We start from the raw sequence: 16127 nt of genomic DNA, 5'->3' as shown, positions 1-16127 counted from the left end.
AAGGACGGATTGCCTCCAGCCGATGGCACCGGACGGCGATGGCCCAACGGCCATCACCACGCGACCTCATCAAGGTCAGGGATTCTTGTTTGGCGGAAGCTCACCCGGCTTCACGACCGGCATCGTGCCTGTATGCGGGGTCGGCGCCACAATCTCGTTATCGCCAACCTTAGGCGGCTTCAGAACGCTGTTGCAGTTATCCAGCTTGCTGCTGAGCTTTGCGTTGTCCTGCTGCCCAGTGGGCAGATTGCAGTCCTGTTCTACCGCAGGCTTTGCATCTTCCGCGGATGCCGCGCTCGGTGCAAATGCCGCTGACAGAACAAGCGTGGCGATACTGAATGAGGCCGACCATGTGGGGACCTGTTTCATCGTTTCCTCCTTTTGGTTTTCAATTCAGTTGAAAGGCGCCGGTTCCGCCCGGTCCTGGGAGGCAGCCTACGAGGAGATTGTCCCAAGATGAGTTTCATCAAGCCGGACGTCCTTCCTCCGCCACATACCGACCGAACGAAACAGTGACTGAACGGGCCGTCCGGAAACCAGATAAGCGAGGCGCCAACCCGACTGTTTCCGCCGACAGGCAGATCATGGGAGCGCATAAGCAATTACCGCGTCGCCGACCGGTGTTTCCATGAAGTGATGCCCGCCAGCCATGATGACGAGATATTGTTTCCCATTGATCTCGTAAGTCATCGGCGTCGCCTGACCGCCAGCCGGAAGTTTATCCGTCCAAAGGGTCTTACCGGTTCTGATGTCAATTGCACGGATCAGGTTGTCGGTCGCAGCCGCAATGAAAACCAGGCCACCTGCTGTGACCACGGAGCCGCCGTTATTTGGCGTACCAATGGTGATTGGAAGCATCGACGGAATGCCAAAGGGTCCATTGGTGCGTGCCTCTCCCAGCGGTCGATCCCAAAGCGTCTTGCCAGTTTTTAAATCGATGGCACGAATGCCGCCATACGGCGGCTCCTTACACAGAAGCCCTGTCACGGGGAGACGCCAGCCCGCATTGACGTTGATCGCAAAGGGCGCACCCGCTTGCGGATCTCCCGCTCCCTCGGCTCCACCGATCTTTCCGCGGGCCTGGTCGCGCGGCGCCCAGCCCAGCTTGTCGGCTTCAGCCCTGGGGACCAGCCGATTGTAGTTCGGCATGTCATTGTAGTTGGCAATCAGCACACCGCGCTGCGGGTCCATCGCGATCCCGCCCCAATCGGAGCCGCCGTTATAGCCAGGATATTCAATGCTGTGGCGATTACTTGTTGGCGGAGTGAAGATGCCGTCATAGCTCGCCTGGCGAAACTGGATCCGGCAGATCATTTGGTCAATTGGAGACATGCCCCACATCTTCGCCTCCGTGAGATCCGGCTTGCGTAGGCTATGGTAGGTGGAAAAGGGTTGGGTTGGGGTGCGTTGATCGGGCTCGACGCCGCCCTTTGGCACCGCTTTTTCCTCTACCGAAACGAGCGGCTTCCCGGTTCTGCGGTCGAGCACGAATATGTCGCCACGTTTGCTTGGCAAGACGAGCGCGGGGACCGGTCCCGCCTCGGTCGGATAATCCACAAGCGTCGCCTGCGAGCCCAGGTCGTAATCCCAGACATCGTTGTGCACCGTCTGAAAATGCCATGCCGGTTTGCCCGTCGAAACGTCAATGGCCACCAAAGATGTAGAGAATTGCTTTTCCAAGGGGGAACGGGCGCCGCTCCAATAATCGACCGCAGCGCTGCCGAGAGGCAGGTATACGAGCCCGAGCTGTTCGTCACCCGAGGCCGTCGTCCACATGTTAGGGGTACCACGGCTGTAAGTCTCGTGTTCGGGAGGCAAGCCATTATTGTCGGGCCGCTCCATGTCCCATGTCCAGCGCAGCGCGCCCGAGACCGCGTCATAGGCTTGAATGACGCCGGACGGAGCATCAAGTTTCTGACCATCCAAAACTTGATGTCCAACTACGATTACACCCCGCACGATTGTCGGTGCAGAGGTCATCGAGAACATGCCAGGATCGTGCTGGCCTATGCCGTCCGTCGTATCCACGGTCCCGGCACGGCCGAAATTCGGGCACGGCACTCCTGTCTTCGCATCGACGGCAATCAACCTGGCATCCAGCGTTCCCTCGATAATGCGTTCTGCACAGACGTCGGAAGGCTTTGCGTCGGTTTGTTTGAAGAACGCGACACCACGACAGGCCGCCGTATAAGGAATGCTTTCGTCCGGCACGAGCGGGTTGTAACGCCATTTTTCCTTCCCCGTCGCAGGATCCAAAGCGAGCATGATATTTTTCGGGGTGCAGAGGTAGAGGGAGTCATCGACCTTCAACGGCGTGGTTTCGGCGCCATAAGTGTTCTTTGCCTGCTCGCTTGGAAGATCGCCGGTATGCGCTACCCACGCTCTCTTCAAATGCTTGACGTTGTCGGGCGTGATCTCGGCCAACGGCGAGAACCGACGGGCGCTATCGCTGCCACCGTATGCCGGCCAATCGACGCCCGCTTGCAGGGTCGAGGGATCCGCCATGGTGCGAGCAGCCACGACCGGCAAGGAATCGACGGCGGGGTCCGGCGCTAGCCGGTAAACAAGAAAGCCGCTGAAGAAGGACAGGATGATAAGAATGCTCAAGCCGCTGATTGTCTGTCGCCAGCTGGTCCGCGGATAGAGGAAGGGAAGGCACGCAATAACGAAGGTGAAAAGGACTAATGGGGCAACCAGGCGAGGGACCAAGGCCCACCCGTCCAGCCCAGCCTCCGCGAAAGCCCATACCGCAGTGGCGACGATGATAACAGCATAGAGGAGCACACCGCCGCGCCTGTGCATGAAGAGGAGGACAGAGCTTATGAAGAGCGAAATTCCGGCTAGCAGATAATACCAGCTCCCTCCCAACGCCGCTAGCCAGCCACCGCCGACACTAAGAACGATCCCGATGAGTGAGACGACTGTGGCGACAACGAGCACATAGATACCGCGGTGCTCCGACGACCTGCGAGATTGCAACATCCAAGCGCTCCGTTCTGCCTTTGCCTAGGTATCCTACAATATATACATCATGGCATGATATAAATCGCACCGCGTGTGCGGCAAGGCTTAGAGGGCATCACAAACACGTGCACGCCCCGGCCCCAAAGAGGCATAGACTCAATGCTGATGAACATGCCTTCACATGCGAGTCAGCGAGAAGTCTTCTCAGCCACCGAAGGCCCTTCGACAAATATGGTTCGCCGCGCGAGTGCACCCAAGGTGAGACCCTGAACGATGATGCTGAACAAGACCACCGAATAGGTGGAGGATAAAATGACAAGCTTGGCCGGGCTATCTGGAACGGATAGCGCCAGTGCAATGGAGATGCCGCCACGGATGCCCGCCCAGGTGAGGAACGGCACGTTTCTGGTCGACATCATGTCGCTTGACCAGGCAGCCAGTGCGGGGGCCCCGACGGCGATCAGCCGTGCCAGCAGAACGAGCGGTATGGCCACGGCCGCGATCTCCAGGGATAGCGTGTCGAATCTTAGGACGAGTACTTCGAGCCCGATCAGTAGGAAGAGAACCGAATTGAGAATCTCGTCGATCAGCGTCCACAATCCGAACAGATACGTCTGGGTACGATCACTCATGGCTTTGCGGGGTCCGTGATAACCAACCAGTAGGCCCGCGGCGACTACGGATAAGGGACCGCTGACGTGAAGGCGCTCTGCAATGGCATAAGTGGCTGTGACAAGGGCAAGCGAGATCAACACCTCTACTGAATAGTCGTCGATCAGGCGCATAGCCCAGTAAGCAATGCCGCCGGTGACGATGCCGAGCAGGAGACCGCCGCCGCCTTCCACGAGGAGGAGTTTAAGGACCGACTCAGCGGTGACCTTGTCACCCTCTGCTTGCGTTGCAAACAGCAGCATCACGGTGAAGAGAACAATACCGATCCCGTCATTAAACAAGGATTCACCCTGCATTTCCACCTCAAGATCGCCAGGCACTTTGACGTTCTTGAGCGTCGCCAGGACTGCGACGGGATCCGTGGGGCTGATGAGGGCGCCGAAGACCATCGCCCAGGCGAGCGGCATGTCCTGACCGAACAGTTTCGCGAGAAGCCAGAAACCGCCGCCCACGATTGCGGTGGACACGATCGTCCCGAACAAGGCGAGAATTGCGACCGGCGCCGCCCGTTCACGCATCCTGCCGAGATCGACATGCAGCGAGCCGGCAAAAAGCAGAAAAGCGAGCATCCCGTTCATTACCACTTCTGTAAAATCGATACGAAGCATGGCCTGGGTCAGCGGCTCGAAGAAGTGCCGCCCGGGATAGGCGGCATCGATCGCGACCAGGATCAGCGATGCCGCCACGCTCATCACCAGAAGGCCGATCGTGTTCGGCATCGGCAGGTATTTGTGATTGATCCAGCCGAGCACGGCCGAAAGGCTTAAGAGAATGGCAGAAAGCTCAAAGATCGACACAGTTGCCCCCGAGTGGTCTGCGGTTCCCGGCCGGAAAAGAGATGGGCGGGAGGTTCATGATAATCCGAGGTTAGCGGAAGGAGGCGCGCCGTCGCAATCCTCCCTCGTTCTCAGGGCATGGTTGGCATGGTCGGCATCATTTTCTGATCGAGATTATGCATGATCCAGAGCGAGCCTCCTACGATCAGGATCACGACAAGCGTCCCGAACGCGAGCGCCAGCGCGTTATTAGTATTGTCGGAACCAGTGGTCAGGTGCAGAAAGAACACGAGATGAACGCCAATCTGCCCCACCGCCAGCGCGATGAGAGCAGCTCCTATACCCGGTTGCCAGACGAATGCCCATCCATTGGCAACGGCAAAGGACGCAGCGGTCATCAGCATGGCCAGCACCAGACCGATTACATAGCTGGTAGCTCCCTTGGTGATGTCGCCGTCGTTGCCCTGCGCCTTTTCGCCGGGCGCCTTTTCCTTGGCGCCTTGGGTCGATGCGTCTCGACTGTCGGTCAATGCTTTATCCCCATGAGGTAGACGAGCGTAAAAATCGCGATCCAAACAATGTCAAGCGCATGCCAGAACAGATTGAAGCAGGCGAGCCGCCGTTGGATCTGTGGCCTGAAGCCCTTCACGAGGATCTGGGCCATCATCGTGCCGAGCCAGAGGAGGCCGCCGAACACGTGCAGGCCGTGGCATCCGACAAGCGCGAAAAAAGCGGACAGGAAAGCACTGCGCTGTGGGCCTGCGCCCTGCGCGATCAGGCTGGCGAATTCGCCGAGCTCCAGAAAGAGGAAGCCGACACCCAGCACGCCCGTGGCGAGCAGCCATATCTCGCTTGCCGCGACTTGTTCACGCTTGGCCGCAACCGCAGCCATGCCGGCTGTGAAACTCGAAAACAGCAGACAGGCCGTCTCGGCAGCCGTTCTGGGCTGCTCAAACAGTTCCGCGCCCGTTGGCCCACCCGCCGTTCGGATTACCAGAACAGCATAGGTCGCGAAAAATGCTGAGAACATAATGATGTCGCTCAGGAGGAAGATCCAGAAGCCATAGCTGGCAACGGTCTTCTTCGGTGAAGGCCCGCCCTCGCCATGACCGGTCGCGCCCTTGGCGTTGCCGCCTCCGCGGCCGACGCGGTAAGGATCCTCCCTGCCTGCAAAGAGATCCGCTTCACTCACGAGGCCTCTCCTTGCTGCGCCAGCCATGCCTCTCGGGCCGAGCGCCGCCGGCGATCGGCGACGGCTACGTCTTCGGCGCTGATTTCTCGTTCCTGCGGGTCCATCCAGGTGAATATGACAAAGAGCACAAAGCCCGCCACCAGGCCAACAATCACCAGCCACCAAATCTGCCAGATCAGCGCGAAGCCGAGTACCGTGGTAAAAGCGGCAGTCACGAAACCAACTGAGCTGTTTTCCGGCATCCCGATCGGCTGATACGTCGGTGCTGGACCGAGGTCCTGCTGTTCGATCGCACGCTGCTTGATCGCCCAGTAAGGCTCCTGCTCCCGCACATCCGGGAGCACGGCAAAATTGAAGGCGGGCGGCGGAGATGGCGTCGCCCACTCAAGAGATCGCCCATTCCACGGATCGCCGGTCTCGTCACGCAAAGCCTCGCGGTTGCGGATGCTGACGATGAGCTGGATAAGCTGCGCCGCCGCACCCGCCATCATGATGACGATCCCTGCGGCAGAGACCAGAAGCCAAGGATACCACGCAGCCACCTCTATATGCTGCAGGCGTCGTGTCATCCCTTCAAGCCCCGTGATGTAAAGTGGCACAAAGGTCACGTAGAAGCCAATGAAGGCGAGCCAGAAGGCCCACTTGCCCCAGCGCTCGTCCAGCCTGAAGCCGAAGGCCTTTGGAAACCAGAACGTCATTGCCGCAAAGGCGCCGAATAGCACGCCGCCGATGATCACATTATGGAAGTGAGCGACGAGGAAGAGACTGTTGTGGAGCGCGAAGTCCGCCGGCGGAACCGCAAGAAGGACACCGCTCATGCCGCCTATCGTAAAGGTCACCAGAAAGCCGACCGACCACAGCATGGGCGTCTCGTAGCGGATGCGGCCACCATACATCGTGAACATCCAGTTGTAGATCTTCACGCCTGTTCCGACCGCAATGATGCTCGTTGCGATGCCAAAGGCGCCGTTAACGTCGGCGCCGGCACCCATCGTGAAGAAATGGTGCAACCAGACCGTGAAGGAAACGATGCAGATAAACATCGTGGCGATGACCATGGAGCGATAGCCGAACAGCGGCTTGCTGGAAAAGGTCGAGATAATCTCGGAGAATACCCCAAAGGCGGGTAGCACAAGAACATAGACTTCTGGGTGTCCCCAGGCCCAGATGAGGTTGATGAACATCATCATGTTGCCGCCGCCGGAATTGGTGAAGAAATGGAAGCCGAGATAGCGGTCCAGCGTCAGCATGGCGAGTGTGGCGGTCAGTATCGGAAAGGCGGCGACGATCAGCAGATTAGTCGCGAGCGCCGTCCAGCAGAACATTGGCATTCGCAGATAGCTCATGCCCGGCGCCCGTGTCTTCAGTATCGTGGTAACCAGGTTGACGCCGGTCATCAGCGTTCCGAGACCCGAAATCTGGATTGCCCAGAGATAGTAGTCGACCCCCACATCCGGCGAATATTGAAGTTCCGAAAGCGGCGGGTAGGGAAGCCAGCCGGTGCGCGCGAATTCTCCGATCAGCAGGCTGGCATTGACCAGAAGCGCGCCGCTGGCCGTCAGCCAGAAGCCGATCGAGTTTAGCCGGGGAAAAGCGATATCCCGAACACCCAACTGCAGCGGCACGACAAAGTTCATCAGGCCGATCATGAAGGGCATGGCCCCGAAGAAGATCATGATCGTGCCATGCGCGGAAAAAATCTGGTTGAAATGTTCAGGCGGGAGATATCCTGGCGACTGGTAGGCAATAGCCTGCTGCGAGCGCATCATGATGGCGTCGACGAAGCCGCGAAGCAGCATCAGAAGCGCCAGCACGCAGTACATGACACCGATGCGCTTGTGGTCGACGCTCGTGATCCACTCTCGCCAAAGATAGGGAACATAGCCCTTGACCACGACCCAAACCACCAGCGCCAGCCCGAGTAGGAGGATGCTCGAGCCCGCCACCAGCGGAATGGGCTGATCGAGAGGGAGCGATGACCAGCTAAGCTTACCGAGCAATGCTTGCGGCCTCCCGACCCCGGGTCGAAGAATGCCGCGCATGTGCCGGCAAATTGTCCGGCGCGCCGCTGACGATCCTGGCGAAGAGTGCCGGATCCACCTGGCCAAAAGTGGTTGGCGGCACGTTCTGGCTGGGCGCCTCGAGCGCCTGGTAGCTCTTCAGGTCAAGCGAACCGCCCGACTGCCGGACCGACGTCGTCCACGCGCTGAAGGCGGCGGGAGACACGCTGCGCACTTTGAAATTCATATCAGCAAAACCCTGGCCACTGAACTGAGTGGACTGGCCGTAGAAGTCGCCGTCACGATCGGCCATCAGATGAAGCTGGGTCACCATACCGTACATGACCGCCACCATGCTTCCGAGCTGCGGCACAAAGAAGGAATTCATCACGCTGCCTGACGTCAGCGACAGATGCACCGGAGTGCCGGTTGGAACCACCAGCTCGTTGACGCTGGCAAGTTGCAGCTCGGGATAGAGGAACAGCCACTTCCAGTCGAGCGACACCACCTGGACCTCAAGCGGCTTCTTCTGAGAGGCAAGGGGCTTGTACGGATCGAGCTGATGGCTGCCGATCCAGATGATCCCGCCCAGAAACAGGATGACCAGAAAGGGGATCGACCAGATCAGCAGTTCCAGACGGCCGGAAAACGCAAAATTTGGCCTGTACCGCGCCTTGCTGTTGGACGCGCGAAACCACCAGGCAAACAGGCCGACACCGGCGATCGTGGGGATGACGATCACTAGCATGACGCCCAGCGAGTTGAGCATGATGGCGCGGTTGGCGGCAGCGACCGTACCATGGGGGGAAAGCACGCTCGGACCGGCGCATCCGCTGAGGACTGCGGACGGAATGCAAACTGAGAGCCAAGCTCCTTCACGCACACATTTATCTACCACTTTTCGTCCAAACATGCTGCGCCTCGTAGGCATTTTGCGTGAAAGCGGTGAGCGTTAAATTCCCATAGCCGGTTTGCTTTTATTTTCGCGCCCTCATGCCCACACATATCATGCCGTGATACAATCGGCAAAACGTGGCGCCAGATCGCTTTGGGTACTCACGCATTTCCCCTCCCGCTTAAGTTACTCCTGCTTTCGCTCCCCACGCGAGGGAAGGCGTTAAACGCCAGGCAACGCGAGCCCAAGCCGAACTTGCCAGGAACGAGTTAGTTCCCGCATGAATATAGCGGCGGAGGAACAGGACAGGGAAAGCGATGATAAATCCTCCCGCGATTGTCAGGGCCCACCGTAGGGCCACTACGGACGCTTGCAGCAGGTGGACCTACCGGGAAGACAGAAGACGCTTGAACGGTCTGTCACGCGCGCCCCGACCTTTTACTACAGCTTCCCGAGAGCAGATGGCGGATATAGCTAGCGCAAGGGATTTAATTGGAGGGCAAACCTGAGCCTGTCACTTCCTGCCGGGCTCACATCCTCTCAACCTTCCACTCAGGCGTGAGCCGTCCCTGACTCACATCTCGATACCGGCTAAACTGGCGGCGGAGCCACAGTATGGCCGAGGAACAGGGTGCTGATCATCAGAGCAGCGATTAAGGCGATAGCCCCGAACGCCATCAGGAAGATCTGGGTATTGGTGATTTTCATCGTTAGAATCTAATAGCGAAACCATTCGATGGTAGACCCCGCGACACATTGGCGCTTGCCGGGCCCTCCAACTCATCCCCAAGGTTTAGCGTAAGCGCCGCCAGCGCCGACCGTTCGGTCTCGTACGTTTCCCTACATGCGGTCGCCAACTCCGCTCGTTCAAATCGTCGTTTGCAGACCGAGTTCCACCACCCGGCCGGACGGCAGGCCGAAGTAATCGGTCGCGTTACCAGCATTTTGCGCGAGCGCGATGAACAAGCGATCCTGCCAGAACGGCATTCCGCCCTTCTTCGACGGCAAGATCGTGCGCCGGGACAGGAAGAACGACGTCGACATGATGTCGAACTTGAAACCGAGCCTCCGTACCAACACAAGCGCGCGGGGTATATTCGGCGTCTCCATGTATCCGAACGTCAGAACCAGGCGGCTAAAAAGCGGATTGAAGCTCTCCAGGAAAATTTTCTCGTCATCAGGTACGAACGGTGTCGCGGCGGTGACAACGCTGAGGATCACATTCTGCTCGTGTAGTACCTTGTAGTGCTTCAGGCTGTGGAGAAGGGCCGTTGGGGCTCCCTCAACGTCGCTCGTGAGGAAGATGGCCGTGCCGGGTACGGTCGGTGGCTTCTTGTGCGCCAACTTCTTGATGATTGCGTCCAGCGGGATCTCATCCGCTTTCGTGCGGGCTGACAGAAGTCGACGTCCGGACATCCATGTCTGCATGATCAGGCCCATCGTGCAGGCGACCGCCACCGGAACCCAGCCACCATCCGCGAATTTCGCAACGTTCGCAGCGAAGAATCCGAGATCGATCAGAAGTAATGGCGCCACCACGGCGAGCGCACTGTTCCGCTTCCAACCCCAGATGTGCCGCATCACCACGAATAGCAGGATCGATGTGATGAGCATTTCACCAGTGACGGCGATGCCGTAGGCAGCGGACAGCCCGCTGGAGTTTCTGAAATATAGTACCAGGGCCACGACAAAGATGAACAGAAACGAGTTCACCTGCGGCATGAAGATCTGGCCGGAGTGAGTTTCCGACGTGTGCAGGATCTGCAGGCGGGGCAAAAGATTGAGGTGCATGGCCTGGCGGACAAGCGAATAAGCCCCCGAAATCACGGCCTGACTGGCGATGACGGTTGCGGCAGTAGCAAGGCAGACCATCGGCAGCTTGGCCCAGTCCGGGTGCATACCAAAGAATGGATGATCGGACATCCCAGGGTTCGCAAGCACGAATGCACCCTGACCGAAGTAGTTAAGCAGCAGGCAAGGGAAGACCATCAGAAACCATGCCAACACGATCGGACGGCGTCCGAAGTGCCCGAGATCCACGTATAGCGCCTCAGCGCCAGTGACCGCCAGAAAGACCGCCCCAAGGACCGTGATGGTGATGCCGATGTTTTGTACCGCGTATGTGATGGCGTGAGCCGGGTTAGTCGCCGAAAGTACGGCCGGGTCATCAAGGATATGGATGGCACCGCTGATGCCCAGCACGAGGAACCAGAGCGCCATGATCGGGCCAAACACGGCCGCGACACCGCCCGTGCCAAATCGCTGGATAAAAAAGAGTATCGCAATAATCACCAGCGTGATCGGCACCACCCATTTCGACAAACCCGGTGCAACGATCTGAATGCCCTCGACCGCGGACAGAACCGAGATCGCGGGCGTGATGATGGCGTCTCCAAGAAACAGCGACGCGCCCGCGACGCCCAGTACAAGAATCCAGACGGACCTCCGGGGAAGGCTCCCGCGGGCGAGCGTCATCAGTGAGAGCGTGCCGCCTTCACCCCGGTTATCGGCCTTCAAGACAAAGGTCACGTATTTGATCGTCACTACGATCGTCAGTGCCCAGACCATGAGGGACAAGATGCCAAGGACGTTGTCACGGTGGGTACCACTACCTGCCGTGGCGTGTAGCGCCTCTCGGAATGCGTAAAGCGGACTGGTCCCAATATCGCCGTAGACCACGCCGAGCGCTGCCAGAACAAGTGCGGGCAGACCGCCATGCTTGGTGTGCTCTACTTCCGAATCTTCTGAGCGCAGCTCTGATTGAGACACTGGGCGGCCTTTCTGTCAGTTTTACGCCAGGTTGCGATTCAGGCGAGGATGTCAAAAAATCTTCGGTGCTGTCGCCCCGCCAAGGTTTCGAGATGACACATTTGTCTGTTTACGAGGGCGGCATTTGACGGGCCAGGGTTTCCGGTCAGTCAGGCGCGCCTTTTGAATGTCCCCAGGATGACTGCACCGACAATTCCGGACGCCACAGACCCGAGCAGAATTCCCATCTTCACGTGGTCCTGGATTGTAGGATCGTCGAACGCGAGAAGCCCAATGAAGAGGCTCATGGTGAAGCCAATCCCACAAAGCGCCGCGACCCCCGTCATCTGACCCCAACTGGCTTTCGCGGGAAGGTCGGCGAGGCCAAGTTTCACCAGAAGGGCGACGGTACCGAGCACTCCGACGAGCTTGCCTAGCAGCAGCCCGGTCGCCACTCCCATCGTCAGAGGCTCTGAAAAGATGGACATGGACGCTCCGGCGAAGGAAACGCCTGCGTTTGCAAATCCGAAGATCGGGACAACGACGAAGGCGACTGGCTTGTGCAGCAGGTGCTCAAGATGATGAAGCGGAGATTCCTGATGAGTGGCTTCCGGTGTTCCTGGCGTCAGCTTGAGCGGGATCGTCAGCGCGAGAAGGACGCCAGCGAGGGTCGCGTGGATGCCCGACAGGAAGACCAAAAGCCATAGCACAGCGCCAAGAACGAGGTAGGGCCAGAGCGTCAGTACGTTCGCGCGGTTCATGCCAAAGAGGCTCGCTAGCACGATGGCTGCTCCGGCGAGAGCGAACATGTTGAGATCGTTGGTATAAAAGAGAGCGATCACCACGACCGCACCGAGATCGTCGATGATGGCGAGGGCGGCAAGGAAGATCTTCAGCGAAGCTGGCACGCGAGAGCCGAAGAGCGAAATCACGCCGAGAGCGAAAGCGATGTCGGTCGCGGTAGGGATCGCCCAGCCCCGGAGAGCCGCCGGGTTCTCCCAGTTGAGTCCAACATAAAACAAGGCGGGGAAAACCATGCCGCCAAGCGCTGCCGCCCCAGGCAGAATTCTCCGGCTCCAGGAGGAAAGCTGCCCATCGAGCATCTCACGCTTGATCTCGAGGCCGACCAGCAGGAAGAACAGCGCCATCAGGGCGTCGTTGATCCAGTGCTGGAGGCTCAGTGGGCCAACGAAGACGTGGAGCGCGTGGAAGTAAGCCTCGGCAGCCGGCGAATTCGCTGTCACGATGGCAACGAGCGCGACAGCCATGAGCACGAGACCGCCAGATGCTTCATTGTCGAGAAACTGGCGAAGGGTGGACCGAATACGGCCCGCAGAGATAGGCGACGACATAGGTCAGCGCTCCCTTGTGGAAGGTTGATCGTAGTCTCCGTCGATTTCGGGGAATCCCGTGGCGCACGCAGCACACGCCATCTATTTGAATAGTGGAGCAAGACGTCGACTTCCAGCAAAATCGTTCCCTCAGGGGTGCGAAAACCACCCGAAACTGCTAGCCGCGACCATAGCGAGCTGCGCTAGAGTATCCGTGTTGGTCAAGGTAGGATGGGACCCATTTTCTGCCTTTGCCGCGCTATAGTACGGAAATCGTGCAAGAAAAAGTTCGCCGGTTCATATCCTTTCAAGGCGGAATGATCCTACGTAATGCAAACTCAACCAACGTTTGAAGCTGCGCCGTCTACTATCCTTGACACACCCGTTGGCTATGAACATCGCCCGATATGCACGCGTTTCCCCAAACGGCAACAACGTCCGCTCTGGAGCCCCCCCTAGACCAGCAGCGCTAACCGTTTAGTTGCGCACCGCGCCGGTCAATCCGTTGCTCCGGCGACGATCCTGCCTCCGTTTTGCTCTTGGACGATGACGGCCCTCTTGAGACCTCGGTGCGCAGACGGGATCGGCAACATCACCGTCTCCCCTTGCCAAGTGGCGAGACGCTGTAGCTCATGGACGACATGAGCGTGAGGTAATGTCTCGCCGGCATTCTCGCCTCTGGCAACTGGCACTTGGACGATGCCTGGTCCATATTGCACCAGCCAGATGTCGACCGGCGCTGGAATGCCTTTCCCGGCGCCAACCACGACGCTATGTGTTGACAGAGAGATCGACGGCCCGGGCAAAGCGGGCTCGGAGTCGATGACGCGCCGGATCTCATTGAAATCCTGACCCACAATCGACTCGCGCCCGTTGATAACCATCTGCGGTGTGAACGCGCCGGATTGGCCGAGTGCAGGCTCGTAGGCCGTCTGCCGGTCGGTGAATTCCTTCTTCCCGAAACTGTCCTTCCAGCCGAGATAATCCCAATAAGTCACCGAAAAGCTCAGCGTCAGTATATCCGGTTCCTTACTGAGCCTGACGAGATTGGCATTGGCTGGAGGGCAGGAAGAACAGCCTTGGCTCGTGAATAGTTCGACGATCGCTGTTGATTGCCCGGCATCCGCATGCGCGATAAAGCCGCAACTCAAGACGAGCGCAGCCACTGCGGGCCTCAATCCACTCAAATATCTCATGATTAAACTCCCTTGGTGATCTTCCTCTCATCCTCCTTCGCGAGAGAAGCACCCTTCGTTACGGCATCACGCTTTCGTGACGGGTTGCGAGCGCAATGCTGGCAAAAGCTACGCAGCAAAAAACATTGCCGCCGCTTGTAACAAGTCGTGGGCGGCCTGCGTACTTACTCCGGGAATGTGACGTAACCGGACATCGAAACCGATCATGGCGACACTCGACAACCACAGCGACGCACCGCCGGAAAGGATCTTCATCCGCCGACACTCCTTGGTGACGCGGATCACTCACTGGATCAATGTTCTCTGTCTGAGCCTGCTCCTGATGAGCGGACTGCAGATCTTCAACGCACATCCATCGCTCTACTGGGGGCAATATGGCGCCGATGCCGATCCGTCCTGGCTGTCGATCGGGACGGTCGAGCAGGACGGCGGTACGCGCGGAGTTTTAACCGTTGGGGATGTGCAGCTTAACACCACGGGCTTTCTCGGCTTGTCAGGTGTCGGCGACGGAGCGACCGAACGCGGCTTTCCAGCCTGGGCCACGATCCCGAGCTACCAGGATCTCGCCACCGGCCGGCGCTGGCATTTCTTTTTCGCGTGGTTGTTCGTGATCAATGGCTCGCTCTACGCCCTGTATGGCTTCGTGCGCGGACATTTTCACCGCGATCTGGCGCCAACCGCGGAGCAACTCACACCACGGCATCTGGGTCGGGAGATCGCGGACCACGCACGGCTGCGCTTTCCAAAAGGCGAGGAGGCGAGGCATTACAATGCGCTGCAGAAGCTCGCCTACCTGATCGTCATTTTCGTGTTGCTACCGCTAATGTTGGCAACGGGACTGACCATGTCTCCCGGAATTGATGCCGGATACCCCTTCCTGCTCGATCTTTTTGGCGGCCGCCAATCGGCGCGATCGATCCATTTCATCTGCGCATGGTCGATCGTCGCCTTCGTGATCATTCATGTGTCGATGGTCATCCTTTCGGGCCTCTGGAACAACATGCGTTCGATGATCACTGGCCGATATGCCATCGAAACAGAGCGAGGCGAGCCATGACGTTCTCAATCACCCGCCGCCGCCTGTTGACCGGTTCGGCAGCCAGCCTCGCCGCCCTCGGTTTGAGCGGTTGCGATGACGTCGCGCAGAATTCGAATGTCCAGAGCGTCCTTGAAATGGCGGAGCGGCTGACGATGCGCGGCCAGCGGCTGCTTGTCTCCAAGGACACGCTGGCGCGCGAGTTTTCCGAACCCGACATCTCGCCGGTGTTCAAACCAAACGGCTCGACGGCGCCCGACAGTGAAGACTATGCGCGAATGATGGAAACCGGCTTTGCTGACTGGCGGCTGAAGATCGATGGATTAATCGAGCGTCCCGTTGTTTTGTCTCTTACGGACCTGAAGCGCTTGCCTTCGCGCACGCAGATTACCCGCCACGACTGTGTAGAGGGATGGAGCGCCATCGGAAAATGGACGGGCACGCCGCTTGGGCCGCTGCTGCAGAGTGCAGGGCTTAAGCCAGGTGCGCGCTATGTGGTGTTTCATTGCGCCGACGAGCTCGAGCAAACGATGGATGGTAGCGGCACCTATTACGAAAGCATCGATCTGATCGACGCCTTCCATCCTCAAACCATCCTTGCTTACGAGATGAATGGCAAAGACCTGGAGGTCGCTCACGGCGCCCCGCTACGCCTGCGCGTCGAACGCCACCTTGGCTACAAGCATGCGAAATATCTGATGAGGATCGAGATCACGCACAGTTTTGCCGGTCTATGGGGAGGCAAGGGCGGCTTCTGGGAGGACCGCGGCTACGAATGGTACGCCGGCATCTAACGTAAATCGAAGCGGATCTGCGCAGCGCTTCGCGCCCGAGAGTCTTGCAACGGGCAATGGTGCCCACAAGGAGGAGAATACCATGTTGAAATGCACCCTAGCTGCTATCATTCTGGCAGCCGCTTCGGCGCTGCCTGTCTTTGCCCAGGACGCGATGATGGCGGCGGAATGCGACGACGGCTCGATGATGAAGATGCAGTCCGGCATCGATGCGATGAGCGATCCTGCGATGAAGGAAAAGAAAGAAATGGCATCGAAGGAAATGATGATGGCCAAGGACTCGATGGCGGCCAAAAAAATGGACGACTGCAAAATGCACATGGACAATGCGATGAAAAGCATGGGCAAGATGTAGTTCATTGGGGCAAGGGGCGGCACATTTGCCGCCCCTCTCGTGCTGTGCAATGCGAGCCTGTTATTTGCCGTTCAATCGGACGCGATGAATCCTTGGATCACCTACGCGGCAGAAGCTGCGGGTCGTAGGTTCGAATCTCATCAACTCGCGTTACTCAACTTGGCCGCA

The 16127-nt window shown here is 58.6% G+C and carries 13 protein-coding genes; 3 read left to right on the top strand and 10 right to left on the bottom strand.

Translation table 11 applies throughout. From position 1 onward, the window contains the following. Positions 1 to 75: 75 nt before the first annotated feature. From ACVTFQ_RS28375 to ACVTFQ_RS28330, 10 genes are all read right to left on the bottom strand, one after another. Positions 76 to 369 carry a hypothetical protein gene (locus ACVTFQ_RS28375; RefSeq protein WP_111564670.1) on the bottom strand — a complete coding sequence of 98 codons (294 nt, stop codon included), beginning with the start codon at positions 367 to 369 and terminating at the stop codon, positions 76 to 78. A 213-nt stretch (positions 370 to 582) separates the two neighbouring features. Continuing rightward, positions 583 to 2982 carry a membrane-bound PQQ-dependent dehydrogenase, glucose/quinate/shikimate family gene (locus ACVTFQ_RS28370; RefSeq protein WP_283193561.1) on the bottom strand — a complete coding sequence of 800 codons (2400 nt, stop codon included), beginning with the start codon at positions 2980 to 2982 and terminating at the stop codon, positions 583 to 585. 170 nt (positions 2983 to 3152) lie between these two features. Next, on the bottom strand, positions 3153 to 4433 hold the full coding sequence (locus ACVTFQ_RS28365) for a cation:proton antiporter (RefSeq protein WP_283193560.1): 1281 nt from the start codon (positions 4431 to 4433) through the stop codon (positions 3153 to 3155). A gap of 110 nt (positions 4434 to 4543) precedes the next feature. Next, entirely contained in the window at positions 4544 to 4942 is a 399-nt protein-coding gene (gene cyoD, locus ACVTFQ_RS28360; RefSeq protein ID WP_111564673.1) for a cytochrome o ubiquinol oxidase subunit IV, read from the bottom strand. Continuing rightward, positions 4939 to 5631 carry a cytochrome o ubiquinol oxidase subunit III gene (gene cyoC / locus ACVTFQ_RS28355; RefSeq protein ID WP_111564674.1) on the bottom strand — a complete coding sequence of 231 codons (693 nt, stop codon included), beginning with the start codon at positions 5629 to 5631 and terminating at the stop codon, positions 4939 to 4941. The genes cyoD and cyoC overlap by 4 nt, the downstream gene beginning before the upstream one ends. After that, positions 5601 to 7604: a cbb3-type cytochrome c oxidase subunit I gene (locus tag ACVTFQ_RS28350; protein ID WP_283193558.1), complete on the bottom strand. Its 2004-nt coding sequence runs from the start codon at positions 7602 to 7604 to the stop codon at positions 5601 to 5603. The genes cyoC and ACVTFQ_RS28350 overlap by 31 nt, the downstream gene beginning before the upstream one ends. After that, the gene (gene cyoA / locus ACVTFQ_RS28345) at positions 7594 to 8517 is read right to left on the bottom strand and encodes a ubiquinol oxidase subunit II (RefSeq protein WP_181459333.1); all 924 of its coding nucleotides are present in this window, start codon (positions 8515 to 8517) and stop codon (positions 7594 to 7596) included. Before cyoA ends, ACVTFQ_RS28350 begins: the two co-directional genes overlap by 11 nt. 849 nt (positions 8518 to 9366) lie before the next feature. Further along, on the bottom strand, positions 9367 to 11268 hold the full coding sequence (locus ACVTFQ_RS28340) for a potassium transporter Kup (protein ID WP_111564677.1): 1902 nt from the start codon (positions 11266 to 11268) through the stop codon (positions 9367 to 9369). A 149-nt stretch (positions 11269 to 11417) separates the two neighbouring features. Further along, positions 11418 to 12599, bottom strand: a complete 1182-nt coding sequence (gene nhaA, locus ACVTFQ_RS28335; protein WP_470424330.1) for a Na+/H+ antiporter NhaA — start codon at positions 12597 to 12599, stop codon at positions 11418 to 11420. A gap of 476 nt (positions 12600 to 13075) precedes the next feature. Then, the gene (locus tag ACVTFQ_RS28330) at positions 13076 to 13774 is read right to left on the bottom strand and encodes a DUF1223 domain-containing protein (protein ID WP_470424329.1); all 699 of its coding nucleotides are present in this window, start codon (positions 13772 to 13774) and stop codon (positions 13076 to 13078) included. A 205-nt stretch (positions 13775 to 13979) separates the two neighbouring features. Here ACVTFQ_RS28330 and ACVTFQ_RS28325 point away from each other — a divergent pair, with 205 nt between their 5' ends. The 3 genes from ACVTFQ_RS28325 to ACVTFQ_RS28315 all read left to right on the top strand — a co-directional run bounded on the left by ACVTFQ_RS28325 (position 13980) and on the right by ACVTFQ_RS28315 (position 15959). Continuing rightward, complete coding sequence (locus ACVTFQ_RS28325; protein WP_111564680.1) at positions 13980 to 14831, top strand: cytochrome b/b6 domain-containing protein; 852 nt, start codon at positions 13980 to 13982, stop codon at positions 14829 to 14831. Beyond that, positions 14828 to 15604: a molybdopterin-binding protein gene (locus ACVTFQ_RS28320; protein ID WP_112436897.1), complete on the top strand. Its 777-nt coding sequence runs from the start codon at positions 14828 to 14830 to the stop codon at positions 15602 to 15604. The genes ACVTFQ_RS28325 and ACVTFQ_RS28320 overlap by 4 nt, the downstream gene beginning before the upstream one ends. 82 nt (positions 15605 to 15686) lie before the next feature. Continuing rightward, positions 15687 to 15959, top strand: coding sequence for a hypothetical protein (locus ACVTFQ_RS28315; protein WP_112991152.1), 273 nt, complete (start codon positions 15687 to 15689; stop codon positions 15957 to 15959). Positions 15960 to 16127 lie beyond the last annotated feature (168 nt).

This window comes from Rhizobium sp. O111 (genome assembly GCF_055616315.1).
The sequence above is the reverse complement of the archived record's forward strand: the minus strand, read 5'-3'. Positions and strand labels throughout refer to the sequence as shown.

Coding starts and splice junctions, on each gene's coding strand:
- ACVTFQ_RS28375 (WP_111564670.1), bottom strand. CDS start 369: ATGAAACAGGTCCCCACATGGTCGGCCTCATTCAGTATCGCCACGCTT.
- ACVTFQ_RS28370 (WP_283193561.1), bottom strand. CDS start 2,982: ATGTTGCAATCTCGCAGGTCGTCGGAGCACCGCGGTATCTATGTGCTC.
- cyoC (WP_111564674.1), bottom strand. CDS start 5,631: ATGGCTGGCGCAGCAAGGAGAGGCCTCGTGAGTGAAGCGGATCTCTTT.
- cyoA (WP_181459333.1), bottom strand. CDS start 8,517: ATGTTTGGACGAAAAGTGGTAGATAAATGTGTGCGTGAAGGAGCTTGG.
- nhaA (WP_470424330.1), bottom strand. CDS start 12,599: ATGTCGTCGCCTATCTCTGCGGGCCGTATTCGGTCCACCCTTCGCCAG.
- ACVTFQ_RS28330 (WP_470424329.1), bottom strand. CDS start 13,774: ATGAGATATTTGAGTGGATTGAGGCCCGCAGTGGCTGCGCTCGTCTTG.
- ACVTFQ_RS28325 (WP_111564680.1), top strand. CDS start 13,980: ATGGCGACACTCGACAACCACAGCGACGCACCGCCGGAAAGGATCTTC.
- ACVTFQ_RS28320 (WP_112436897.1), top strand. CDS start 14,828: ATGACGTTCTCAATCACCCGCCGCCGCCTGTTGACCGGTTCGGCAGCC.
- ACVTFQ_RS28315 (WP_112991152.1), top strand. CDS start 15,687: ATGTTGAAATGCACCCTAGCTGCTATCATTCTGGCAGCCGCTTCGGCG.